The organism is Streptomyces sulfonofaciens (genome assembly GCF_014656295.1).
In the GTDB taxonomy this organism is placed as follows: Bacteria; Actinomycetota; Actinomycetes; order Streptomycetales; family Streptomycetaceae; genus Streptomyces; species Streptomyces sulfonofaciens.
Genome location: NZ_BNCD01000001.1, coordinates 25,002 through 50,621, shown reverse-complemented (window position 1 = coordinate 50,621; position 25,620 = coordinate 25,002). Strand labels below are relative to the sequence as shown.

At 72.8% G+C, this 25,620-nt stretch carries 13 protein-coding genes; 5 read left to right on the top strand and 8 right to left on the bottom strand.

The window, feature by feature from the left end; translation table 11 throughout:
* Positions 1-327: 327 nt before the first annotated feature.
* Positions 328-1,500 (top strand): acetamidase/formamidase family protein, encoded by a 1,173-nt coding sequence (locus tag IE313_RS00170; protein ID WP_189928792.1) that lies wholly within the window; start codon positions 328-330, stop codon positions 1,498-1,500.
* A gap of 393 nt (positions 1,501-1,893) precedes the next feature.
* A complete protein-coding gene (locus tag IE313_RS00165) occupies positions 1,894-3,099 on the top strand; it encodes a phospholipase D-like domain-containing protein (protein WP_229924257.1) in 1,206 nt (401 codons plus the stop codon).
* Positions 3,100-3,249: 150 nt separating this feature from the next.
* On the opposite strand, the gene leuS is transcribed toward IE313_RS00165, so the two are convergent.
* The 4 genes from leuS to IE313_RS00145 form a co-directional block, all read right to left on the bottom strand.
* On the bottom strand, positions 3,250-5,715 hold the full coding sequence (gene leuS, locus IE313_RS00160; protein ID WP_189928791.1) for a leucine--tRNA ligase: 2,466 nt from the start codon (positions 5,713-5,715) through the stop codon (positions 3,250-3,252).
* 480 nt (positions 5,716-6,195) lie between these two features.
* The gene (locus tag IE313_RS00155) at positions 6,196-6,474 is read right to left on the bottom strand and encodes a hypothetical protein (protein ID WP_189928790.1); all 279 of its coding nucleotides are present in this window, start codon (positions 6,472-6,474) and stop codon (positions 6,196-6,198) included.
* Between the two features lie 211 nt (positions 6,475-6,685).
* Positions 6,686-9,634 (bottom strand): SARP-family global regulator AfsR, encoded by a 2,949-nt coding sequence (gene afsR, locus IE313_RS00150; RefSeq protein WP_189928789.1) that lies wholly within the window; start codon positions 9,632-9,634, stop codon positions 6,686-6,688.
* Positions 9,635-10,692: 1,058 nt separating this feature from the next.
* Entirely contained in the window at positions 10,693-12,285 is a 1,593-nt protein-coding gene (locus tag IE313_RS00145; RefSeq protein ID WP_189928788.1) for a CehA/McbA family metallohydrolase, read from the bottom strand.
* A gap of 472 nt (positions 12,286-12,757) precedes the next feature.
* Here IE313_RS00145 and IE313_RS00140 point away from each other — a divergent pair, with 472 nt between their 5' ends.
* Both IE313_RS00140 and IE313_RS00135 read left to right on the top strand, forming a co-directional pair.
* Complete coding sequence (locus IE313_RS00140; RefSeq protein ID WP_189928787.1) at positions 12,758-15,382, top strand: bifunctional FO biosynthesis protein CofGH; 2,625 nt, start codon at positions 12,758-12,760, stop codon at positions 15,380-15,382.
* A gap of 931 nt (positions 15,383-16,313) precedes the next feature.
* Positions 16,314-17,429 carry an ADP-ribosylglycohydrolase family protein gene (locus IE313_RS00135; RefSeq protein ID WP_189928786.1) on the top strand — a complete coding sequence of 372 codons (1,116 nt, stop codon included), beginning with the start codon at positions 16,314-16,316 and terminating at the stop codon, positions 17,427-17,429.
* 241 nt (positions 17,430-17,670) lie between these two features.
* Here IE313_RS00135 and IE313_RS00130 read toward each other — a convergent pair whose 3' ends face one another.
* The 4 genes from IE313_RS00130 to IE313_RS00115 form a co-directional block, all read right to left on the bottom strand.
* On the bottom strand, positions 17,671-19,200 hold the full coding sequence (locus tag IE313_RS00130) for a sodium:solute symporter family protein (RefSeq protein WP_189928785.1): 1,530 nt from the start codon (positions 19,198-19,200) through the stop codon (positions 17,671-17,673).
* 466 nt (positions 19,201-19,666) lie between these two features.
* On the bottom strand, positions 19,667-19,876 hold the full coding sequence (locus IE313_RS00125) for a DUF397 domain-containing protein (RefSeq protein ID WP_189928784.1): 210 nt from the start codon (positions 19,874-19,876) through the stop codon (positions 19,667-19,669).
* 248 nt (positions 19,877-20,124) lie between these two features.
* Positions 20,125-20,982, bottom strand: a complete 858-nt coding sequence (locus tag IE313_RS00120) for a helix-turn-helix domain-containing protein (RefSeq protein ID WP_189928783.1) — start codon at positions 20,980-20,982, stop codon at positions 20,125-20,127.
* 650 nt (positions 20,983-21,632) lie between these two features.
* Positions 21,633-22,379 carry a GOLPH3/VPS74 family protein gene (locus IE313_RS00115; protein ID WP_189928782.1) on the bottom strand — a complete coding sequence of 249 codons (747 nt, stop codon included), beginning with the start codon at positions 22,377-22,379 and terminating at the stop codon, positions 21,633-21,635.
* A gap of 963 nt (positions 22,380-23,342) precedes the next feature.
* Here IE313_RS00115 and IE313_RS00110 point away from each other — a divergent pair.
* Positions 23,343-25,316, top strand: coding sequence for a D-alanyl-D-alanine carboxypeptidase (locus IE313_RS00110; protein ID WP_308439114.1), 1,974 nt, complete (start codon positions 23,343-23,345; stop codon positions 25,314-25,316).
* Positions 25,317-25,620 lie beyond the last annotated feature (304 nt).

Sequence of the window (25,620 nt, the reverse complement as noted above, 5' to 3'; positions counted from 1 at the left end):
GGATGCCCAGCCCCGAGACGCTGACCTGGTCCGGCGGACACCCGGGCCGCCCCGTCCGGCACACCCGGCATGCCCTGCGGAGCACCAGCAGGGTGCCGCGCACCCCCGCCCCGGCACCGGCACGCGCCGCGCCCGGCCGTGCACCCCCGCAGTCCCCCACACCCGTACGGGCTCATGGCTGCTCGGGCGTACAGGCACATGGGTGCACATGCCGGTGGCCATGGGGTGCGGCTGTGCGAGTCAGGCAACGCGTCCGCAATGACGATGTAATCGCCCGAAGATACGACAAAGTTAGCGTCTCCGCCGGTCTCACAGCGGAGGAGTCATATGAGCACCAGTCGTTATTCGGCCGATCCTTCACAAGGCGTGCGTTCCCGGCTGAGCCGGCGCACCCTGCTCGCCGGCAGCACCGCGGTACTCGCCGCGGCCACGTCCGGCATCGCGATACCCACCGGCGCCGCGGCCCGGTCCGGCCGCAGCGCCGCGTCGGCCCGGCACGGCCGGCCCTCGTTCCACCTCCCCTCGCGCCCCGACACCGTCGCGTGGGGGTACATGGACGCCGCGCTCCCGCCCGTCCTGCACGTCGCGCCCGGGGACGTGGTCACCATCGACACGCTCTCCCACCAGGGGATGATCAACGGCAGCGACCCGGCGGCCTTCTTCGGCGCCCACGGCATCGCACGCGGCGACGTGCTCCAGGACGCCATCGACGTCTACGCGGCGAAGCAGCCGGAACCGGGCATGAGCGTCCATGTGCTGACCGGCCCGGTCTTCGTCGAGGGTGCCGAGCCCGGTGACGTGCTGGAGGTCCGCGTCCTCGACTCCCGGGCCCGCGTGCCGTACGGCGTCAACAAGACGGGACCGGGCAGCGGCGTCCTGCCCGACCTCCTGGACGGTGACTCGACGAAGGTGATCGAGCTCGACCTGAAGAGGAAGCTCGCCGCGGTGGCCGACGGCGTGCGGGTCCCCATCGACTGCTTCCAGGGCATCATGTGCACGGCCCCCGCGCCCGAGCTCGGGAAGGTCAGTTCGCGCCCGCCCGGCGCCTTCGGCGGCAACATGGACCTGCGCGACCTCACCGCGGGGTGCACGCTCTACCTGCCCGTCTTCAACGACGGCGCCCTCTTCTCCACCGGTGACGGGCATACCGCACAGGGCGACGGCGAGGTCGACGGCACCGCGATCGAGACGTCGCTGACGAGCACGTTCCAGTTCTTCGTCCACAAGCAGGTCGACGCGCCGTGGCCGATGGCCGAAAGCAGAACGCACTTCATCAGCATGGGGATCGACACCGATCTCGACACCGCTCTGGCCGTCTCGCTCCAGCAGGCCGTCACCTTCCTGACGAAGAACATGGGCCTCAGCGCCGCCGACGCCTACACGCTGTGCAGCGTGGCGGTGGACTTCGAGATCGCCGAGGCCGTCAACTACACGAAGGTCGTGCACGGCAAGATCCCCAAGGCGGTCTTCGCGGAGGTGCCGCGCTACTGGGCCGACTGATCTGCGGGTGACGGACCGTCCTCGCGTGCCGCCACGGTGGGGCAGTCCCTGTGACCGTTTCCGCGGCTCCGGTGGGCCCCAGCTCCCACCGGGCGCCGCCGGCGGACGTGCCGCGCCGCGGCGACCGGTGCACGCGGGCCGGGTGCACCGGCCGTCCGCCCGGCCGCCCCGCCGGCCAACCGGAACGCCGCTTACCACCACTCGTCGGCGTATTCCCGCGGCCCCGGGGACCTGGGAGACTCCGTTGCCATTTCCGTGCGGGCTCCCGGGGCCCGCCGGCGGCCCTCGGGGCGCTCCGTGCGGTGTGCCCGGGCGCCACCCGCGCGCCTTCGCCCCACACGCCACCCCCGCGGGCCGCCGACTCCGGGAGCCGGACCCGAAGGGAGCACACCGGTGCACAGATCCACCGTCCGGCGCCTGGGACTCGCCGCGGCCCTCCTTCCCGCCGCCCTGCTGGCCTTACCGCCGAACGCGCAGGCCGCCGCCACCGCGGCGACTACGACGACCGCGACCGCCCCGGCCGTCTTCAACGATCCGGCGGGCTCGGCGACCGACCAGAGCCGGATACGCGACTACGTGCTCGCACTGATCGAGGGCACCGCAGCCGGAACCGAGATCAGGGTGTCGATGTACGGGTTCACCGACGACCCGGTCGCCGACGCGCTGGTGGCCGCCGCGCGGCGCGGTGTCGCGGTCAAGGTCGTCGTCGACCACTACACCCTGGGCCTGGACGGCACCGAGTACCCCACGCTCCAGTCGGGGCTCGGCACCGACCGCTCGAAGGCGTCGTGGGTGCTCGCCTGCCCCGCGGGCCGGGCCTGCATCGCCGACCGCGGCGGCATCAACCACAACAAGTTCTTCCTGTTCTCGCAGGTGGGCGGGGAGAGCAACGTGGTGGTGCAGACCTCCGCCAACATGACGAGCACCCAGCGCACCGACCTCTTCAACAACGCGGTGACGCTGTCGGACGCGACCCTCTACGGCAGCTACACGGCCTACTTCGACGACCTGGTGGAGTACGGCTCGGCCGCGAGCGGCCTCACAGACTACTACAGGACCACCACCAGCGGCCCGTACAAGGACTACTTCTTCCCGCGCCACGAGAGGTCCGGCACGACGCCCACCACGGACCCGGCCACGGACACCGTCAAGCTGATCCTGGACAACGTGGACTGTGCCGGCGGCACGCAGATACGCGTGGCGATGTTCGCCTTCACCCGCACCCAGGTGGCGCAGAAGCTCGTCGACCTCCAGGCGGCGGGCTGCACCGTGAGCCTCGCGTTCGACGGCCACACCGACCCGAACGGCACGCCCCACCTGCCGCCCGCCGTGGAGGAGATCGTCTCCGGCAGGCTCGCCCGGCGCGTCGAGTGCGACGACGGCCCCACCGGCATCGGCGTGCACTCCAAGTACCTGCTCGTGAAGGGCACCTACGACGGCAGGGCGGGCCGCGCACTCGTCTTCACCGGCAGCCACAACTACACCTACGGCGCGCTGCGCGACAACGACGAGGCCCTGCTGAAGGTGGACGACGCCGCGGTCTACGACGCGTACCAGGCCGACCACGACCGGCTGATGGACTACTGCACGGGGTCCTGACGCCCTTGCCGGCGGGCGTCGGCAAACAGCGGGGCCCGGCAAACGGCGGGGGGCAGGCAAGCGGCGGGGGCCGCGCACCGGTGGCGGTGCGCGGCCCCCGCGAAGGTGCCGTGCCGGGTCCTCGGCCTGCCGGGGCCCCGGGCGGGCCCCTCAGCCGACCAGGACGTTCACCAGGCGGCCGGGGACGACGATGATGCGCTTGACGGTCCGGTCGCCGACCTCCCGCTGGATGAGCGAGGTCGCCCGGACGGTCTTTCTGATGTCGTCCTCGGAGGCGCCGGCCGGGACGCTGACGCGGCCCCGGGTCTTGGCGTTGACCTGGACGATCAGCTCGATCGTCTCGGTCTGGAGCAGCGACTCGTCGGCGACGGGCCACGGCTCCTTCCAGACCTGCTTGCCGGTCAGCCGGTGGTAGACCTCGCTGGCCAGGTGCGGCGCGAAGGGCAGCAGCAGGGACGCCAGCGTGCTCACCGCCTCGGTGACGGTCTCCCTGCGGATGCCGTCCTGGAGGGCCTTGCTGCAGTCGTTCGAGAGCGTCATCAGCGCGGCGATGGCCGTGTTGAAGGCGAACTTCCCCGACATGTCCTCGGTGACCTTGTTGATCGCCCACGCCGTGCGCCGGCGCAGCGCGAGGTCGCGCTCGGGGTCCTCGGCCCTGCCGATCACCTCGGCGCCGGTGCCGGTGATCTCGTCGGTGTAGCGCCACACGCGCCTGAAGAAGCGGTGCACGCCTTCCAGGCCCTCGTCCGACCAGTCAGCGCCCTGCTCGGGCGGGCCCATGAACAGGACGTAGCAGCGGGCGGTGTCGGCGCCGTACTTCTCGATGATGGTCCGGGGCGAGACGACGTTGCCCTTGGACTTGGACATCTTGGCGCCGTCCTTGGTGATCATGCCCTGGGTGAAGAGCTTCCCGAAGGGCTCCTGCACCGGCAGATGACCGAAGTCGGCGAGCGCCTTCACCAGGAAGCGCGAGTACAGCAGGTGGAGGATCGCGTGCTCCACGCCGCCGATGTACTGGTCCACCGGCATCCAGGCGCGCATGGCCTCCTGGCTGAAGGGCGCGGAGTCGTTGTCCGGGTCGCAGTAGCGCAGGTAGTACCAGGACGAGTCGACGAAGGTGTCCATGGTGTCGGTCTCGCGGCGCGCCTCGCCGCCGCACTTCGGGCAGGACGTGCGCACCCAGTCCTCGGCGGCGGCCAGCGGCGACTTGCCCTTGGGGGCGTAGTCCTCGATGTCCGGCAGGTGGACCGGCAGTTCCTCCTCGGGCACCGGCACCAGGCCGCAGCCGTCGCAGTACACGATCGGGATGGGGCAGCCCCAGTACCGCTGGCGGGACAGCAGCCAGTCGCGCAGCTTGTAGCTGACGACGGACTCGCCCTGGCCGAGCCCGGCCAGCCGCTCGGTGATCGCGGACGCGGCCTCGCGGCTGGGCGTGCCGTCGAACTCGCCGGAGTTCACGGCCGTGCCCCGGCCGCTGAAGGGCAGTTCGGGGGTGTCACCGCCGTCCAGCGCGATCACCGGCCGGATGGGCAGGTCGATGGCCCTGGCGAGCTGGTAGTCCCGCTCGTCGTGCGCGGGGACGCCCATGATGGCGCCGGTGCCGTACTCCATCAGCACGTAGTCGGCGACCACGATCGGGATCTTCTGCTCGGTCAGCGGGTGGACGGCGTGCCGGCCGGTGAAGACGCCCGTCTTGGGCCGGTCGTCGTTGCCGCGCTCGGCGTGCCCCGCGCGGCGTGCGGCGTTCACGTACTCGCGGACCGCGGCCTCCTGCGGCGTGCCCTCCGTGAGCTTGTCCAGGTCCGGGTGCTCGGGGGACAGGGCCAGGAAGGTGACGCCGTACAGGGTGTCCGGGCGGGTGGTGAAGACCCGGATCTCCCGGGGCTGCTCCGCGACCTTGAAAGTGACGCCGGCACCCTCGGAGCGGCCGATCCAGGCCCGCTGCATGGTCTTGACGTGCTCGGGCCAGTCCAGGCCGTCCAGGTCACGCAGCAGCCGCTCGGCGTAGTCGGTGATCCGGAAGAACCACTGCTCCAGTTGCTTCAGCTCCACCAGGCTGCCGCAGCGCTCGCAGTGGCCGTCGACGACCTGCTCGTTCGCCAGGACGGTGGCGTCCTGCGGGCACCAGTTGACGGCGGAGCGCTTGCGGTAGGCCAGATTGTGCTTGTAGAGCTGGAGGAAGATCCACTGTGTCCAGCGGTAGTACGACGGCTGGTGCGTGCTGATCTCGCGCGTCCAGTCGATCGAGACGCCCCACTGCCTGAACTGCTCGCGGAAGGACGCGATGGACTCGTCGGTGGAGATCCGCGGGTGCTTGTGGGTGCGGATCGCGTGGTTCTCCGCGGGCAGGCCGAAGGCGTCGAATCCCATCGGGTGCAGCACGTAATAGCCCTGGCGGCGCAGGAAGTGGGCGACGGCGTCCCCGACCGAGTAGTTCTTGAGGTGCCCCACATGGGGTTCCCCGCTCGTGTAGGGGAGCATCTCAAGGACGTACGCCCGCTTGTCGGCGGGCTGGGAGTTCGAGACCTCCCAGCTTCGCTCCTCGAGCCAGACCTGCTGCCAACGCCTTTCGATCGCGCGGGGATCGAATGGCGTGGATGGGGTGACCTCGGTCATGGGGTTCCTAGCGTGAACTAATCCGGCCTGATCGTAATGATGAGGCTGTATTCTATCACATGGGGAAAGATGATCGTCCCGGTTAGTAATTGCTCAAAAGGCCAGGTCAAGGCATTTCCTATGGAATATCTCATTGCCTGGATTTCCATCTCTTTTTGAGCTTCTCGATATTCCGGCGGCACATCGCGGACGCGTCGGCATTTTATTCACCGATCCATTGGGCGGCCCCGGCCGCGGCGTCGCGCGGATCGTCCGCCGGCGGTGTCCGCCCCGCGGGCCCGCCCGCACACGCGCCGCGCCCCTCGTCCGCGGGCCGAGGCGGCCGGGCGGGCGGGGGCGCGTCGTACCGGTGCCCCGGCACGGGTCCGGACGCACGACGGCCGCGGCGGCTCCCCCTCCGCGCCGCCGCGGCCGTTCTCCGGCAGGGTGTGTTCCCCTGGTTGACCTGTGCGGCGGGTTCTGCCCCGCCCGCGCTGTGGATCAGGCGTGCTCGCTGCCCGCGTGCTCGTCGAGAACGGTGGGGTGCTCGCTTCCTGCGTGCTCGTCGAGGACCTTCAGCGGTTCGCTGCCCGCGTGCTCGTCGAGGACGGCGGGTTCGCTTCCTGCGTGCTCGTCGAGGACCTTCAGCGGTTCGCTGCCCGCGTGCTCGTCGAGGACGGCCGGTTCGCTTCCCGCGTGCTCGTCCAGCGTCTTCAGCGGTTCGCTGCCCGCGTGCTCGTCCTCGGTCGTGATCGGTCCGAGCTTCTCTTCGACGCTCATCGCTAACTCCTGAACTCGGCATGGTGGGGCGGGAAGCACCACCCGGCGACTCCCCCGAGGACCGCCGGGTGCTGCTCCGGGCCGATCACCTTAGCGGTGAGGCCGCGGCGATCCGTCTGCCCCCCGACTGCGACGGATCGACACAGAAGAGGGTGCCGGGAGTCGATAAACGAATGATGAACGATCGGGCCCCGCGAAGGCCCCGAGTCTGCTAAGGGGCCGTCGTGGCCCTGAGCAGGGCACGCACCTCCGCGGCCTCCGGCGAGCCCAGGCGATCATAGATCGACAGCGCCTCGCGCCAGCACGCCTCCGCACGGACGGTCTGACTGATCCTCGTCAGTGCCCTGCCGAGCACAGTGAGCATCATGCCCCGTCGCCACTCCCCTCCGATACCCCGCAACGCCAGTGCCTGCTCGGCGTGTTCCGCGGCGCGGGCCGGCCGGGCCGCGGCCAGGTGCGCCTCGGCCAGCCGGAAGTGGGCCATGCCCTCCCACAGCGGCTGCCGGCTCTCGTGGAAGGTGTCCAGCGCGTCCGTGAGCTGCACCAGCGCCTCCTCGGGCCGGCCCGCCTGTGTGAGGCCGACGCCGAGCGCGTACTTGCCGTTGGCCAGCCTGAGGCTCGCGCCCAGGCTGGCGTAGATGTGCACGCCCTGCAACGCGAGGTCCACCGCGCTGGAGATCTCCCCGAGTTCGAGGTGCACCCGGGACAGGTTGCACAGCGCGGCGGCCTCGCCCGAGCGGTTGAGGTCGTCGCGGAAGGCCTCGATCGCCTGCCGCAGATGGGCCGACGCGTCCTCGTAGCGGTGCTCGTAGAGGGCGATGATGCCGCGCTGGTTGGGCACCCGCGCGATGGGCAGCGGGTCCTCGGCCGCGGTGCCGGCCTTCAGGGCGAGCACCGCCTCGTCCTCGGCCTCCCGGAAGCGCCCCGTGAGGCTGTAGACGTGCGCGAGGACCGTACGGGCCCGGCCCTCCGCCAGGAAGTCGCCGGCCCGCTGCGCCGCCTTGCCCACGGCGATCGCCGCCGCCTCGTAGCGGCGGGAGTTCGCGCCGGACTCGGCGAGGTCGGTGGACGCCATCAGCAGGCCCGTCGCGCGGCGCAGGCTCGGGCCCGCGGCGCACTGCTGCACACAGGCCAGCAGGCAGTCCGACTCCGTGAACAGCCAGTCGAGGGCGGCGTCCCGGTCGGGGAAGACCAGCCCCGGGTACTCGGTGCGCTCCAGATGGTCCACGAGGCGGTCGCCCGGGCGCTCGATCGCGTACACGCCCACGGCCGTGACCAGGTAGAAGTCCAGCAGCCTGGAGAGCGCGGCGGCCCGCTCGGCGGACGGCTCGTCGCGCTCGGCGCAGGAGCGGGCGTACAGGCGCACCAGATCGTGGAAGCGGTAGCGGCCCGGCGCTGCGGACTCCAGCAGGGACGTGTCGACCAGCGTCTCCAGGAGCTTCTCGGCGTACGGCACGGGAAGGTCGAGCAGCGCGGCCGCGGCGGCCAGCGAGACGTCGGGGCCGTCGGCGAGGCCGAGCAGCCGGAACGCCCGCGCCTGGGTGCGCTCCAACTGGCCGTAGCCCAGCTCGAAGGTGGCCTTCACGGCCAGGTCGCCGGCCTGCAACTCGTCCAGCCTGAGCCGTTCGTCGGCGAGCTTCGCGGCGAGCAGGGTGACCGTCCAGGTGCGGCGTGCCGCGAGTCTGGACGCCGCGATGCGGATCGCCAGCGGCAGGAAGCCGCAGGCCGCGACCACGTCGAGGGCCGCCTCGCGCTCCGAGGCCACCCGCTCCATGCCCACGATCTTCGTGAAGAGCTGGAGGGCCTCGTCGGGCGACATCACGTCCAGGTCGACCAGGTGCGCGCCCGCCAGGTCGACCATCCGCACCCGGGAGGTGATCAGGGCGGCGCAGCCCTCGGTGCCGGGCAGCAGCGGACGCACCTGGGCCGCGTCGTGGGCGTTGTCGAGCAGCACCAGCACACGGCGGCCGTCCAGTACCGAGCGGTACAGCGCGGCCCGCTCGTCCAGGGTGTCGGGGATGGCCGACTCCGCGGTGCCGAGGGCCCGCAGGAAGGCGCCGAGGACCGCTTCGGGCTCGGCCGCCCGGGTGTTGGTGCCCTGGAGGTCCACGTAGAGCTGGCCGTCCGGGAAGGCGGTGCGCGCGGCGTGCGCGACGTGCACCGCGAGGGTGGTCTTCCCGACGCCTCCGATACCGGCCAGCGCGGAGACCACCATCACCCGGCCCTCGGCCGTGGCCAGCACCTCGGTCAGCTCCGAGACGAAGGCCCTGCGGCCGGTGAAGTCGGGCACGGTGGCGGGCAACTGGGCGGGCCGCACCGGGGTGGCGACCGGTTCCACCGCGGTCGAGACGGGCTCCGTGAGACCGGGATCGGCGCGCAGGATGCGCTGCTGGAGGTCCTGGAGCCCGGCCCGCGGGTCGACGCCGAGCTCCTCGGCGAGCAGCCGCCGGGTGTCGGCGAACACGGCCAGCGCCTCGGCCTGCCGCCCACTGCGGTACAGCGCCAGCATCAGCAGCTCGCGCAGCCGCTCGCGCAGCGGGTGCGCGGCCGTCAGCGCCGTCAGCTCCGAGACCGCCTCCGCGTGCCGGCCCTGCTCCAGGTCCATGTCCAGGCGGCTCTCCAGCAGTTGCAGCCGCCACTCCTCCAGACGGGTGCGCTGGGTGTCCGCGTACGGGCCCGGCACGTTCGCCAGCGGCTCGCCGTCCCACAGGTCGAGGACCTGGTTGACGAGATGCCTGGCGTGCGCCGGGTCGCCCGTGCCACGCGACTTCTGGGCCTCGGCCCACAACTCCTCGGCGCTCGACAGGTCCAGCGCCTCGGCGCCGACCCGGATCGCGTAGCCGCCGGCCTCGCTGACCAGCACGCCAGGGCCCAGGATCTTGCGCAGCCTGGAGGCGTACGTGCGCACCGCGGCCAGCGCCTGGGACGGCGGCTGGGTGCCCCACAGCGCGTCGATCAGCTCCGGCGCGGTCGCGGTGCGGCCGTCGCGCAGCAGCAGCGCGGCCAGCAGGGCCTGCTGCTGGGGCGAGCCCATGGACAGGGGCTCGCCTTCGCGCCAGGCGCGCACCGGACCGAGCACGCTGAAGCGCAGCACCGGCCGCGCGGGGTCGGGCCCCGCGGCCGGAAGCCGCTGCTCCGGTACTCGCGGTACACCGCTCATCGCTGCCCCCTGCACAGTTGGATCGCCTCCGTCAGTTTGCCTTGTTCATGGCGGATGCGTCAGCTCTGCGGATGACCTCTCACAGGGTCCTCGCACGTGGGTGTGTGTTCTCGCCACGGGTGTACGACGCGTGAGGGCGCCCTGAACGGCGCCTCGGGGGGCGCATTTCGGATTCCGCTCAGCGTCCGGCGCCGCCGTGTGCCCGCACGGGCCGCCTGGACGGGGGGTGCACCGTGCGCGCCCGGTGGCGCGGCCGCCCGCGCCGGTCCGTCCGGGTGGGTCCGCGGCGTCCGCTTCCCGGACCGGGACCGCCGTGCCGCGCGGGGCTCCGCCGACGGCGGCGCCGCGCCGGCCGCTCCCGCCGCGCGCCGGGCCCGGACTCCGCCGCCGGGCGGCACCCTGACGGGGCGTCGCCCGCCTTGTGCCGGGCGTGGTCGAATATAGGGGTGTAGTGGAGACTGACCCGTTTCAGGAGGTATCTGCGCCCTGTACTGAAACATACCCCGGGTTCGGCATTGGCCGGAAGTAAACAGAGGACGAGTTCCGCAGCGTGGACGAGGGCCGCCGACCCGGGCCGCGCCCCGACCGTCGCGCCCGCCACGGCCGCGCCCGTCACCACGGCGCGTACGGGTGTCGTCCCGCGGCCCGGCACCGCGCCGGGTGCCGGCGGCGTCCCGCCGCCGACCACCGCGGCACGTCCCAGCGACGTCCCGCCGCCCCCGTGGGGCCGGGCCCGCCAGGCCCGCCCGGCGCCCCTTCGCCCCGCCGCCGCGGCGGGCAGGACGGCGGGGCGGTACCGGACAGGGCTGCGCCCGGCGTGCGCGGCGTGCGCAACCGGCGGCGGAAGCCTGCCGGGCGCCGCTGACCGCGGGCTGTCGGTCACGTTCGATCACGGCCTTCCGGTACTGCGGGCGCCAACGGGCCGATCACCCTAACGCGTTCCGCCGCGTGCGCGAGCCGGAACTCACCACTCCGGGGCCTTGGGCGCCCCTTCCCGCAGAGGGGTGCGCGGGCGCACTTCCCGGGAAGGCGGGTTCACCTCCCCGGTTACGGCGGGCTCATTTCCCCAGGAAGATCGGGTTGGTGACCGCCGTCAGCGCGCCGGGCAGGCCGGGCGCCGTCGCCGGGTGCCGCACCTCGGCACGGACGTAGGCCGCGTACGAGGCGGTGGTGTGCCACTCGACCGTGCCGGCACCGGAGTCGTCCAGCGCCGGGCCGGTGAAGAGGGTGCCCTGGTCGGTGACGATGTGCGTGGTGCGGCCGGGCGCGCCCTTGACCTCCAGACGGACGGTGACCGGGGTGTCAGGGCCGACGGACAGGCGCTCGCCGATGCCGGCGTGCTCGCCGCGGCTGCCGGACGCCGTGAACGCCACCTCGACCGCAGACGACTCCGCGACGTAGCTGCGCCCGGCGCGGATGCCGTCGAGGATCGCCTGCCGGGTGAGGTCGTCGGCGAGGACCACGGTCTGCGGCATGCCCACCACGTCGGGGTCCCGGTGCGCGTCGCTGTTGCCCATCGCGGGCAGCCAGTCCCTGCGCCCGGCCCGCACCCCGGCGACCAGCGTGTTGTCCCAGTCGGCGAGCTGGATCTCGTCGTCCGCGGTGTAGGGGCCGTTCCACACCTCGACGGCGTCGGCGTCGTTGAAGCCGAACTTCCAGCCGCAGCCGACGCAGGTGGAGTGCGGGTGCGCGGGCACCACCAGGCCGCCGCTGCGGTGGATCTCGCGGGCGAAGGCGCCGAACCGGTTGTCGCGGGCGCGGTAGCGCCAGTCGATGAAGGTGCCGGGGTCGGTGCTGAGCGCGACCACGTGGCCGTTGCGGGTGGTGACCTCCTCGCCGATCAGGATCAGCAGGTCGTCCCCGGCCTGGTCGGCCCAGTGCGGGTGCGAGGCGTTGGTGTTGTGGTCGGAGGTGTTGATGAAGTCGAGGCCGGCCTCGCGGGCCAGCGCGGCGATCTCGGCCGGGGTGCGGCGGCCGTCGGAGTGCCACGAGTGCAGGTGGCAGTCGCCCCGGTACCAGGCCCGTCCGCGGCCCTTGGCGCGCTCGGGCGGGTACACCGGCTCGGGCGTCGGGTCGGAGGCGCCGTAGGTGAGCGTGACGGTGACCTCGTAGGGCAGGCCGTCGGGCGCGACGGTGTAGGGGCCGAGCGCGACGTGCCAGGTGCCGGGGCGCACCGGGCCCGGCAGATAGCCCGGGGTGGCGTCGTCCTCGCGGACGAAGAACTCGGTGCGGGCGCCGCCCGACCAGCCGCGGAAGCCGGCACCGCCGAGCGCCGTGCCGCGCTCGTCGAAGAGGCCGATGTCCAGGGCGTTGCCCTGGGTGCCGGCCGGCACGGCGGGCTTCTCGTAGGTGTAGGCAACGTGCAGCTCCCGTACGCCGGCCGGGACCTCCACGGGCAGGTAGACGAAGTCGGGGGAGCCGGGCGGCAGGGTGCCGCTGACGGTCTTGGTCTGCCGGCCCGAGGCCGGTACGCGCCCGTCGGCGCCGGTCGCGAAGCTCACACTGCCCAAGGTAAGCGCGGCGGCGGCGGACGTCACGAACAGTGCACGTCTGCCCAGTGCCCGGTCCCCGCCGGGGCCGGCGGCGTCCTGCGCGGCTCCGGCGGCTCCGGCCGCCCCGGTGGTGCCGGTTCTGGCATGGTCCTCACACATATACGTCCCTCTCACGGGTCGGGTACGACTTGGGTGGATGCCCGCCAACCCTGGTATTGAGCCGTGAACTCCGGGCGAAGGGAAGGCGGCCGGCGCGTGCACGGCGCCTCGTCGGGGACGCGGGGACGCGGGGACGCGGGGACGCGGGGACGCGGGGACGCGGGGACGCGGGGAACGGGCGAGCGGTCCCGGCCCGCCCGCGGTGGACGGCCGCACCGGGGCACCGCACGGGGCACGCACCGCACGGGGCGCGCACCGCACCGGGCACGTGGCGCACCGGGCATGTGCGGATCCGTTCCGGGTCGCGGGGCCGGGCCCCTTGCGGTGCCGTGCAGGGCCGGGCCTCTGCGGCCCCGTGCCGTGCCGGGCCGTGGGCCGGGCCCCTGCGGTGCGGTGCCGCCGGCCGGCGCCGGGGCCGGGCGGGCCGCCCCGTCCCGGCAACGGGTCCGGGGTCGAATCGTATGCTCGCTTTATGACTGATGACCGCCTTGCGCCCTCCGCCGCCCCCACCGCGAGCGACGCCCCCACCGCGAACGCGATGCGTCGTGCGCTCAGGCGGGCTCGGGACGGAGTGGCGCTGGACGTCGACGAGGCGGCCGTGCTGCTGCGGGCGCGCGGAGAGGACCTGCGGGAGCTGTGCGCGGCGGCGGCGCGGGTGCGGGACGCGGGTCTCGAAGCGGCCGGCCGGCCCGGCACGCTCACGTACTCCAAGAAGGTCTTCATCCCGCTCACCCGGCTGTGCCGGGACCGCTGCCACTACTGCACCTTCGTCACCGTGCCGGGCAGGCTGCGCGCCGCGGGGCACGGCATGTACCTCTCGCCGGACGAGGTCCTCGACATCGCCCGCCGCGGTGCGGAGATGGGCTGCAAGGAAGCCCTCTTCACCCTCGGCGACAAGCCGGAGGACCGCTGGCCCGAGGCCCGCGAGTGGCTCGACGCGCACGGCTACGACGACACCCTCGCCTATGTGCGCGCCATGGCCGTCCGCGTCCTGGAGGAGACGGGCCTGCTGCCGCACCTCAACCCGGGCGTGCTGACCTGGACCGACTTCCAGCGCCTGAAGCCCGTCGCCCCCTCCATGGGCATGATGCTGGAGACCACCGCGACCCGCCTGTGGTCCGAGCCCGGCGGCCCGCACCACGGCTCGCCGGACAAGGAACCGGCGGTGCGGCTGCGGGTGCTGCACGACGCGGGCCGCTCCAACGTGCCGTTCACCACCGGCGTCCTCATCGGCATCGGCGAGAGCGTCGAGGAGCGCGCCGACGCGCTCTTCGAGATCCGCCGCGTCCAGCGCGCGTACCACGGCGTCCAGGAAGTCATCGTCCAGAACTTCCGCGCCAAGCCGGACACCGCGATGCGCGGCATGCCCGACGCCGAGCTGGCGGAGCTGGCCGCGTGCGTCGCGGTGGCCCGGCTCATCCTCGGGCCCGACGCCCGTGTCCAGGCCCCGCCGAACCTGGTGGACGGAGAGTACGCGCTGCTGATCGACGCGGGCATCGACGACTGGGGCGGCGTGTCGCCGCTCACCCCCGACCACGTCAACCCCGAGCGCCCCTGGCCGCAGATCGACGAACTCGCCGCGCGCACCGCGGAGTCGGGCTTCACGCTGCGCGAGCGCCTCACCGTCTACCCCGAGTTCATCGCCCGCGGCGAACCCTGGCTCGACCCGCGCCTGCTGCCGCACGTCACCGCGCTCGCCGACCCGGCCACCGGCCTGGCCGACGAGTCGGCCCGCCCCGCAGGACTGCCCTGGCAGGAGCCCGACACCGGCTTCACCGCCACCGGCCGCACCGACCTGCACCGCACCATCGACACCGAGGGCCGCACCGCCGACCGGCGCGACGACTTCGACGCGGTCTACGGCGACTGGGCGGCCCTGGCCGAGCAGGCCGCCCCCGGCCTCGTCCCGGAGCGCATCGACGGCGACGCCCGCGCCGCGCTCCGCCAGGCCGCCGACGACCCGACCCTCCTCACCGACGAGCAGGCCCTCGTCCTGCTGCACGCGGACGGGCCCGCGCTCGACGCGCTCTGCACGGTCGCCGACGACCTGCGCCGCTCGGTCGTCGGCGACGACGTCACCTACATCGTCACCCGGAACATCAACTTCACCAACGTCTGCTACACCGGCTGCCGCTTCTGCGCGTTCGCCCAGCGCCGCACCGACGCCGACGCGTACACGCTCTCCCTCGAACAGGTCGCCGACCGCGCCGCGCAGGCCTGGGACGTGGGCGCGGTGGAGGTCTGCATGCAGGGCGGCATCCACCCGGATCTGCCCGGCACCGCCTACTTCGACCTGGCCCGCGCGGTCAAGGAGCGGGTGCCGGGCATGCACGTGCACGCCTTCTCGCCGATGGAGGTCGTCAACGGCGCGGCCCGCACCGGCATGTCGGTGCGCGACTGGCTCACCGCCGCCCGCGAGGCCGGCGTCGACTCGCTGCCCGGCACGGCGGCGGAGATCCTGGACGACGAGGTGCGCTGGGTGCTCACCAAGGGCAAGCTGCCCGCGGCCACCTGGACCGAGGTGATCACCACCGCGCACGAGCTGGGCCTGCGCACCTCGTCCACGATGATGTACGGCCACGTGGACCAGCCGCGCCACTGGCTCGGGCATCTGCGCACCCTGGCCGGCATCCAGCGCACCGCCCACGAGAAGGGCGTCCAGGGCTTCACCGAGTTCGTCACGCTGCCCTTCATCCACACCAACGCCCCCGTCTACCTCGCAGGTATCGCCCGCCCGGGGCCCAGCCTCCGGGACAACCGCGCGGTCACCGCGATGGCACGGCTGCTGCTGCACCCGGGCATCCCCAACATCCAGACGAGCTGGGTCAAGCTCGGCACGGAGGGCGCCGCCGAGATGCTGCGCTCGGGCGCCAACGACCTGGGCGGCACCCTGATGGAGGAGACCATCTCCCGGATGGCCGGCTCGCGCTACGGCTCGTACCGCTCGGTGCGGGACCTCGTCGCGATCGCGGAGGCGGCGGGGCGTCCGGCCCGCCCGCGCACCACGCTGTACGGCTCCGTACCCGAGGAGCGCCGACAGGCCGCCGCGGCCTCGGACGGCCACCTTCCGCAGCTCCTGCCGGTCCTGACGGACTGACGCGCCGACGGGCTGACGCGCTGACGGGCTGACGGGCTGACGCGCTGACGGGCTGATCGGCTGACGGTCGGGTCGGCTGACGGGCTGACGGGTTGACGTGCCGCGGCGGGAGCGGGCGGGGCGTGCGCGCGGTACGGCCTGTGCGCGGTACGGCCTGTGCGCGGGCGGGCCTGTCTGCGGTACGGCCTGTGCGTGGGCCGGGCCCGCCCGGGACCCGACGACGTTTCCCGTCCTGCGGCGGTCCGCCGGATGCCGTGCCCCGTGGGCCGCCGGGCGCCGTGCCTCTCGCGGTCGTGGTCCGGCTGCGGGCCGCGGGTCCGGTCGCGCGGCTCCCCGCGCCCTGCCGGGGAGCCGCACTCTGCCGGGGAGCGCCCCCTGCCGCGCGCGCCCGCCGGGGCGCCGGGGTGGTTTCCCGCGGTCCCTGACGGGGCGCCCCGGTGCAGGGCAGACTGGGCCCGACCGGTCCCGCCCGGAAGGCAAGGGAGGCCATGAAGCCCAGACAGCCCGCCATGGCCGAGCCGATGAGCGGACGCAGACGTTCCGTATTAGTCGGCCCCCAGGACGAGTCCGGCCCCTTCCGGCAGCCCCTCGGGCCGCTCCCGCCGCTCCCGCCGCACGCGGGTCCGGGCCGCGGGGACGCCGCACGCGTCGGCCGGTCCCGTGTCCGCGCCGCATGCGCCGACCCGTCCCGCGTCCGCGCCGCACGCGTCGCGCGGCCCGCCGCCGTGACCGGGGCGAGGCCCGGCCGTACGGGCCCGGCGACGCCCTCACGGGTCGACCGCGGGGCGCACGGGAACGCGCGCGAAACGCCGGCGGGCCGTGAGACTCGGCACAGTCGGCAACACCTCAACTCGGCGTGCGGGGTCCATTACAGTGCTGCGCAGGCGGCCCCCGGCGCGGGCTCCGTCGCCGAGGGCAGGGAGGAGACCCGGTGAGCTCAGGGGCCACCGCCGTCTGGGGCCGCGCGGAGCAGCAGGACTTCCGCAGCCGGGTCCGCGGAGCGCTGCTCGGCCTCGCCGTAGGTGACGCACTCGGCGCGCCCGTGGCCCCCCTGAGCCTGGAGGAGATCCGTGCGGCGCACGGCGCGGAGGGCCTCACCGATCTGGCCCCCGCCTTCGGCAGGCGCGGCGCCGTCACCGCAGGCACCCAGCTCGCCCTGTTCACGGTGGACGGCCTGATCCGCGCCCAGGTGCGCCGGGACACCGGCGCCTGGCACCCGCCTACCGACCTGCACCGCGCCTACCGCCGCTGGCTCACCACCCAGCACGACTGGGGCCCGGACGAGCGGCGCAAGGACGACGGCTGGCTGGCCCGGGAGGAGTGGCTGTACGCGCGCCGTGACCCGGTGCGCGCCTGCCTGCTCGGACTCGGCCAGGCGCCGATGGGCACGCTGGACGCACCGCGCAACCCCGAGGAGCAGGGCGCGGAGGCCGCCGTGCGCGGGGCGGCCTTCGGCCTGCTGGTGGGCTGGGAGCCGCAGTTGGTGGCGCAGCTCGCGGTCGAGTGCGCGGTGCAGACGCACGGCCACCCGGTCGCGTATCTGACGGCCGGGGCGCAGGCGGTGATCGTGCATGCGCTGGCCCGTGGCGAGAGCCTGGATGCGGCCGTGCAGCGCGCGCTGGCGCTGCTGTCCGCGCGCCCCGGCCACGAGGACGTGACGAGCGCGCTGCAACGGGCCCTCGGCGCGGTGCGGCAGGGCATGCCGACGCCGGGCCGGGTGGAGGAGCTGGCCGCTGAGGGCACCGCGGAGTGCCTGCTCGCGGCGGCCGTGTACTGCGCCCTCGTCGGTGAGGACATCCGGCACGGGTTGTGCCTCGCGGTCAACCACGGCGCGGGCTCCGCGGTGTGCGGGGCGCTGGCCGGTGCGCTGCTGGGGGCGCTGCACGGGGAGACGGCGCTGCCGCCGGCCTGGGTGGCCGAGTTGGAGGGGCGTGCCACCGTCCTCCAACTCGCCGACGACTTCGCCATGGAGATGACGCAGGGGCCCGCCCTGCACGGACCGGCGACGGCCTCGCCGGTCTGGCTCGTCCGCTATCCCCGCGGCTGACGGCCACCTGGGCCGGCACGGCCGGAGCCCGCGCGGGTGACCGCGGCGACACCCGCCGTGTACGCCGTGCCGGGCTCAGGACGGTAGGCGTGCCACCACGCGCGGTGGTCGCAAGCCCGCAAGCCGGGGGGACCGGGGGCGGGAACGCAGCCGCCCGCCCACCCCGGATGGGTGGGCGGGCGGCAGGAGAGGGAGCGGGCCGCAGGGGAGCCGGGCGGAAGCCGGGCGAAGGGTTCCGGACTCAGTCCTTGACCGCCGCGGCCGGTGCGGCGATCCCACCGGCCTGCTCGTCGTCCCCGTCCGTGTTGACGCGCTCCAGGATCGCGTCCCGCTCGGCCGACGGCTCCGGCTTGATCCACCCCAGCACGGTGTACAGCACCAGCGACGTCGCCACCGGCGTCGCGGTCTGCACCTGCGTACTGAGCCCGTCGATCCCGTAGTTCGTCAGCCAGAAGGCGAACAGGCCGAGCGCCCAGGACACCAGGGCCGCGGTCGGTCCGGAGCGCCGCCACGGCCGCAGCAGGCCGAGCATGAAGGGGATGGCGATCGGGCCCATGAGTCCCGCCACCCACTTGATCACGACGGAGATGATGCTGCCGAACGTCGGCGAGGACACCTGCGTCGCGACCGCCATGGAGAGCGCGAGGAAGGCGACCGTCGTCCACCGCGCCGCCAGCAGCCCCGCCCGGTGGCTCCAGGTCCTGGCCCGCTCGGTGACGGCGGGCAGGATGTCACGGGTGAAGACGGCCGCGATCGCGTTGGCGTCGGACGAGCACATGGCCATGGTGTGCGAGAAGAACCCGACGACGACGAGACCCAGCAGACCGTGCGGCAGCAGGTGCTCGGTGAGCAGGGCGTACGAGTCCGAGGCATCCGGCTTCTGCGCCTTGACCAGCAGCGGCGAGGCCCACATCGGGAAGAACAGGACCGCCGGCCACACCAGCCACAGCGCGGCCGACAGCGCCGCGGACCGGGATGCCTCGCGGGCGGTGCGGGTGGCCATGTACCGCTGGGCCTGGTTCCACATGCCGCCGTTGTACTCGAAGGTCTTGATGAAGGTGAGGGCGAGGAAGAACGTCACGGTGTACGGGCCCGCGGTGGGGTGCCCGTGTCCTGCGGGCAGCTTGTCCCACACGGTCCACAGGCTGGAGAAGCCGCCGAGCTCGCCCAGCACCGCCACCAGCATGGCGATGCCCGCGACGAACTGGATGATGAACTGCCCCATCTCCGTGAGCGCGTCGGCCCACAGGCCGCCGATGGTGCAGTACACGGCCGTGACCACACCGGTGATGAGGATGCCCTGGTTGAGGGAGAGTCCGGTGAACACCGAGAGCAGGGTGGCGATCGCGGCCCACTTGGCGCCCACGTCGACGATCTTGAGCAGCACGCCGGAGACGGCCAGCGCCTGCTGTGTCGTCACGTTGTAACGGCTCTTCAGGTACTCCAGAGGTGAGGCCACCCCGAGCCGGGAGCGCAGTCTGTTGAGCCGGGGCGCGAACGTCCTGATGCCGATGGCGATGCCGACGGCGATCGGGAAGGACCAGGTCGCGAAGGAGGTGAAGCCGTACTGGTAGGCGATGCCCGCGTACCCGGTGAACATGACGGCGCTGTAACCGGACATGTGGTGCGAGATGCCGGACATCCACCAGGGCATCCTGCCGCCCGCGGTGAAGAAGTCGCTGACGTCGTTGACGCGCTTGTGCGACCAGTAGCCGATGGCCGCCATCACGCCGAAGTAGCCGATGAGCACGGCCCAGTCGAAACCGTTCATGCCCCCTCCTGGGGTCCGCCTTGTGAACTTCCACGTACCGGTGTGCTCTTCGCCAGCACTCCCCACGGCGTCGGGCGTGGGAGGGGCCCCCAGGTCGGGCAACCGTTTGCGGGAGGGGACTTCGGGGATTGAACCGTTGTACGTGGGGGACGGTCAAGACCTTCAAGGTCACGGATATGAACACAGGTCAGAAAGCAGAACGATTTTACGTTCTCTTGACCTGCTGGGCTGTTGTCGTGGCCGGGTCGGCGAATCCACCATGAGCGGGCACTTCGTCAGAGATACCCGCCAAGACGACGGCCGCCACGGGATGCGGGTCCCGGGCGGCCGGTGCTGGGGCGGACACGCACACAGGGGTGGGGGTGTGCACGTATGCGGACATGGCCGAGCCCCCTCGGCCGGGACGGCGAACCAGTCGAGAGGGCTCCGTGCGTGGTGCGGGGCGGGTGTACCCGCCCACGGGGCGTCAGTCGAGACCGAACGCGCCCCGGTTCACCTCAGACACGAACGCTGTCCAGGATGCGGGCGCGAACGCGAGCGCACGCCCCTCGGGTACCTTCGAGTCCCGCACCGCGATCGCGTGCGAAACCGGGGACTTGACCTCTACGCACGCGCCGTTTCCCGTGGAATACGAAGACTTGGTCCACGCACACGTAGCGCCCTGCTTGATTGCCATGTTTGCTCCGGTTCAGCCAGTCGTCATGGAACTGTGCGCCGCCGCGGGGGCGGCATACCGTCGGCGCAGGGGCGCCGACCGTGATCGACGCTACTCGCCCGGCCGAGGCGCTGAACGGAGCGTTCACCCGACCGGATGGCATATTCCATCCGAGTCTTCCGCCGCCGCCTGATGAAGGTGTACCGTGCGGCACGTTTGTTCCCGAGTCGCTTCGGAATCTTTCATTCCGCCGGATACGACGGCATTCGTCAGTGCGCGTAGTCCTTCGCGATCTTCGAAATGAATTCGCGGGACTGCTCCACGTTCAGGGCCTGTGCCCGCAGGTGCTCGTACATCACGCTGTATTTCTGGACGTCACCCGACTTCTCCAGGTAGAGGTCGCTCGTGACTCCTTCGATATAGACCACGCTCGAATCGGAGGCGTCCGGGAATTCCAGAATCGCGTACTGGCCGTTGAGCCCCGGATGCGCTCCCATGTCGAACGGGATCACCTGCACGGTCACGTGCGGCAGTCGGGACTGCTCCACCAGGTGCTCCAACTGGTCCCGCATCAGGCCGCGGTCGCCGACGACCCGGCGCAGCGCCGCCTCGTCCATGACCGTCCACAGCCGCAGCGGGTTCTCGGAGGAGAGGATCCGGTCCTGGCGGCGCATCCGCACCTGCACCCGCTTGTCGATGTCGGCCGGCGGCGTCTCCGGCAGTGCGCCCCGGATCAGCGCGTCGGCGTAGCACCGGGTCTGCAGCAGGCCGGGCACGACCTGCGGATCGTAGACGCGCAGCGAGGCGGCGTCCGTCTCCAGGCCGATGTAGACGCTGTAGGGGATGTCGCCGAAGGAGTGCCACCAGCCCTGCTGGCGGGAGTCCTTGGCCATCTGCATCAGCGATTCGACGATGCGGTGGTCGTCGACCTCGTAGACCCCGCAGAGGTCGCGGACGTCGCGCTGGCTGATGCTGCGCCGGCCGTTCTCCAGGCGGCTGATCTTCGACTGGGAGACGAGCAGCCGCTCCGCCACCTCCTCGGCGGTCATGCCCTTCAGCTCGCGCAGCCGGCGCAGCTCCTGGCCGAGACGGCGTCGTCTTACGGTGGGGTTGACGTGGGACGCCACGGGACGTGCACCTCCGGCTTGGGGCCTGCACTTTGCGTATCTGCTGTTCAGCAGATTGCCACCAAGAGCCTTTCCACCGCTGGGAAACGGCGGATATGCATGGGATATGCGACAGATATGCCGTACCTGTGCGAGGTGCTTCGAGCATCGGACATCAGGCGTCGGACATCAGCCTCGGACATCAGCGTCGGACATCAGGCAGCGGGCATCAGGCGTCGGACATCAGGCAGCGGGCATCAGGCGTCGGACATCAGGCATCGGACATCGGGCATCGGGGGCTTGGCGCTCGGCGCTTGCTCGGCGATTTCCCGGCAGACGCCCGCCGCGCGTCCTGAGCCGCCCGTGGCGGGGGCGGGGCGGGGGCGGGTCGCACGGGGCGGTGGGCCGGTGTCCTCGTCCGTGACGTCCGGCGGTCAGCGCCCCGCGCGACCCCGGCGGCTCCCGGCCCGGGTCTCGGGACTGCGGCGCGGCACGGTTCCTGAGTCCGTGCCGCGGGTCTCTCCTGGATCTGCCCCGGAGCTGTCCGGGGTGCGTGGTCGTACGGGTGGTGCCCGATCCGCCGTGCGGCCGCCCCGTCCCGGTGCTGGATCACGGTCAGGGTGGTGCCGGCCTGCTGCCGGGTCGGTCCTGCTCGGTGGTGTGCCCGGGGGTCAGTGGACCGCGGCGCGCGCCATGGATCCGCGGTGCGGCTGCATCGGGACCCTGCCGGGTTCCGGTGCCGGCCCGCCGGCCTGGCGTCCGGCGGGTGCCGGACCTCCGCGCCGGGGCTGTGCCGCGGCACCGTTCTGGACGTCCATCACGGCGTGCGCCACGAGGCCGCCCATCGGGTCGTGCCTGATGAGGTCCCGGAGGCGGGAGCGCGACGAGCGCCCCTCGTTGCCCGGGTAGAGGTGCTTGCCGAGACCCACCGCGTGGGCCAGCGCGGCGAGCGCCGCGGTCCGCGGGTCCGGCGGCACGCCGGTGCGGATCGCGGAGTCGAGTCGGGACCTGATCTCCCTGCTGATGGCCGTGTCCGTCGCCTGGTAGCGAGTCGTCGGCAGCACCCCGCACATCTGGCCCGCCACGGCATGCACCATGCCGCACCGTTCGAGATGCGAGAGATACGTCTGGCGCAGCCCCAGGCGGGGCCCGCCGATCCAGTGGACCGCCCTGACCGGTGCGCCGCGCCTTCGCAGCAGCTCCAGTGCGCAGTCCAGAGTCGGATCTCCGGTCGGCCGTGGTACCACCACGGCGATACGATCCCCGTCTGGGGCTATTCGTCCGGCCAGCGCCAGCTCCACTAGCTGTGCTCCGGCCAGACCGAGGTCGAGCGACTGCGGCTGCGCTGTGGTACCCGTGGTCGGGTCCAGAGCGAGCAGCAGAAGCTCCTCCGGAAGTGTTCTGCGGCTCCTGCCCATCCATGCCTCCCCGCGTGGATGAATGACAGGGTGACCCCTCTCACATTGGTCTGTCGAGAGCGCGTGACCGCTTCGTAAGGGAACCGGTAGGTATGTCGTTCTCGTCTAGCACAGGGGTCAACCCCTCACACGGGACACTGGTACATGGTTCGGACACCGTGGTCCGGGCCGGGTTGACTTCTTGACGGCATGGCGCAGGGCGATATGGAGGAGGCATCGGTGGCGGGTCAGTCCCCCGACAGGTCCGAGCAGCAGAAGTCGTCGGGGGGCCCGCCCGCGGCACCGGAGCCCGACCCCGCGTCCTCGGACGCGGCCGACCCCCGGCGGGCGGTGGCACGCGGCCGCCTCGACCAGCCGACGGCGGTCTTCCGCACCCCGCCCCAGCGCAACGAGCCCTCGACGGCTCCTGCGCAGTCAAGGACGCCGGAGGACCCCGGAACGGTTGCGCGGGACGGAGAGCCGGACGGGAACCCGGAGGGAAACCCGGGCGGAAACCCGGGCGGAAAGGACGCAGAGAGGCGTTCCGGATCCGGGACCGGGGCTGCGGGGGCTTCCGGGGGGTCCGCGGGGCGCGAGGGCTCTGCGGGTTCCGCGGGTTCTGCGGGTGCGGGTTCTGCGGGGACGGCAGCCGGGACGGACGGGGCGCAGGGTGCCGACGGGGCACAGCATGCCGCCGGGACGGACGAGACGGCCGCTTCCGGGGGTGCGGAGGACGCCGCCGGGGGTTCCGGTGGTCCGGAGGCGTCCGGCGCGCGGGAAGCCCCTTCGGAGGGCGTGCGGACCGGTGCACGGGAGGGCGGCGCCGTCGACGGGGACGCGGACACGGGGTCCGGGGAACCTGAGGCGGGGGACGCAACGGACGAGACGGATGAGACGGGCGAGGCCGAGGAGGCCGACGAGGCCCGCGAGAGGGACGAGGCTCGCGAGGTGGGCAGGGCTCACGACGCAGGTGCAGGTGCAGGCGTGGTCACGGAAGGGGAGCGGGCGGCAGGCGCGTCCTCCGGCTCTCACGAGGACACCGGCGCGGATGCGGGCGCGGGTGCGAGCGGAGGCGGCCGGACGGTGGACGCGGACGCGGATACGGATGGGGCAGAGGGGGCCGGGCGCGGTGCGCACGCTCCGGACGTCGACCAGAAGACCGCCGTCTTCCGTGCCCCCAAGCCCGCACCCGCAGTGGACCAGCCGACGACCGCGCTGAAGTGGGGCGCCGCCCGCCGCACCGGCGCCGCCGGCACGGCGGGCGGCGCGTCGGCCGCCGGTGCGGACGCCGCCTCCTCCGGCACGTCTGCCGGTGCGTCCTCCGGCACGTCCGGAGGTGCCTCCGGCGGGCCGCGGGCCGGAGCGCCCTCCTGGGCGCGCGGCGAGCGCGTGACCGAGGGCCCCGCGACATCCGGGGGCTCCGGGAGTCCCGAGGACACCGGGAGCCCCAAGCCATCCGGGAGCCCCAAGCCCTCCGGGGGCGCCGAGGGCTCCGAGGACACCGGGAGCACCGAGGGTCCTGAGAGCCCGTCGGAGCGCACCAGCAAGTTCGTCGCGCTCAAGCCGCTCGAAGGACCCGTGCGCGGGCAGGAGGCAGAGGGCGCGTCCGGAGCGCAGGACACCAACGCGCTGCCGACCGTGCCGCCGCGTCCGCCGATCGACCTCCTCGCCGAGCTGACGAACACCCCGCCGCCCCCGCAGACCCCGCTGCGCACCGTGCTGCGCCGGATCAAGATCTGGACGCCGCTGGCCCTGCTGCTGGTGGTCGTGTTCGCAGTCGTACAGGCGGTGCGGCCACTGCCCGCCCCGACGCTGGCGCTCACCGCGGACGACAACTTCGCCTTCGACGGCGGGCACCCGGCGCTGCCCTGGCCCGATGAGGGGCAGGGCTGGGTGGACGTCTCGGGCATCGGCACCATGGGCCGCTTCGGCGAGCAGAAACCCGTGCCGATCGGTTCGGTCGCCAAGAACATGACCGCCTACATCATCCTCAAGGAGCACCCGCTGGGGGCCGGCGCGGCCGGTCCCAAGATCAGGGTCGACGCGACCGCGGAGAAGGAGGGGGCCTACAGCGCCCAGGGCGAGTCGACGGTGGACACCATCAAGGAAGGCGACATGCTGACCGAGCAGCAGGCGCTGGCGGCCATCATGATCCCGTCCGCGAACAACGTGGCGCGCCTGCTGGCGCGCTGGGACGCCGGCTCCGTCAAGTCCTTCGTCGCGAAGATGAACGCCACGGCCAAGGACCTCGGCATGAAGAACACCACGTACAGCGACCCCTCGGGACTGGAGGCGACCACCGTCAGCAGCGCCGAGGACCAGGTCAAGCTCGCGGACGAGCTGGTGAAGTACCCGGCGCTGACCAACATCACCAAGCTGCCGAGCTGGAAGGACCCGTCCGGCCACACCTGGCCGAACTACAACCACCTGGTGCCGTTCGACGGCGCGATCGGCATCAAGACCGGCACCACCACCAAGGCGGGCGGCAACCTGGTGTTCGCGGCGACGAAGGAGGTCGACGGGCAGACCGTCACCGTCGTCGGCGCGGTCCTCGGCCAGCACAGGACACCGATCCTGGACGCCGTCAACGACGCAAGCAGGACGGTCATGGTCGCCGCCCGCGAGGTGCTGAAGTCGTCGGTGGTCCTGAAGAAGGGGGACGTCGTCGGGTACGTGGACGACGGCCTGGGGGGCCACACGCCGGTCGTCGCCACCAAGGACGTGAGTGCCGTCGGCTGGTCCGGCCTGACCGTGGGCCTGGCACTCGGCGACGGCTCCGGCAAGAGCCTGCCGCACACGGCGAAGGCGGGTACCGAGGTCGGTTGGCTCAACGTCGGCGGCTCGGCGTCCGGTGACAGCTCGGGCGGTGGCAAGGGCAGTGCCATCAAGGTGCCGGTGGCCCTCCAGAAGGACCTCGCGGAACCCGGCTACGGCGCCAAGTTCACCCGTATCGGCTGACCCCGGCGACCGGTACCGGTCGCGCGGGCCGGGTGCGTATCGGCTGTTCCGGTCGTCCCTTCCGTCCGTTCCGTCCGTTTCGGTTGGGCCGGTCGGGCTGGTTGGGCCGGTCGGGCTGGTTGGGCCCGTCCGTCCGCCCGTCCCGCCCGTACCGGTCGCTCCGGTCGCTCCGGTCGTGCCGGTCGTGTGCCGGTCAGTCCGGGCCCGCCGCTCCCGTAGGCCCGCCGCGGCCGGCCGCCTGCGCCGTGCGCCGTCTGCCGTCCGGCGTGTGCCGTCCGGCGGTGTGCCAGGGCCCCCTCCCCCG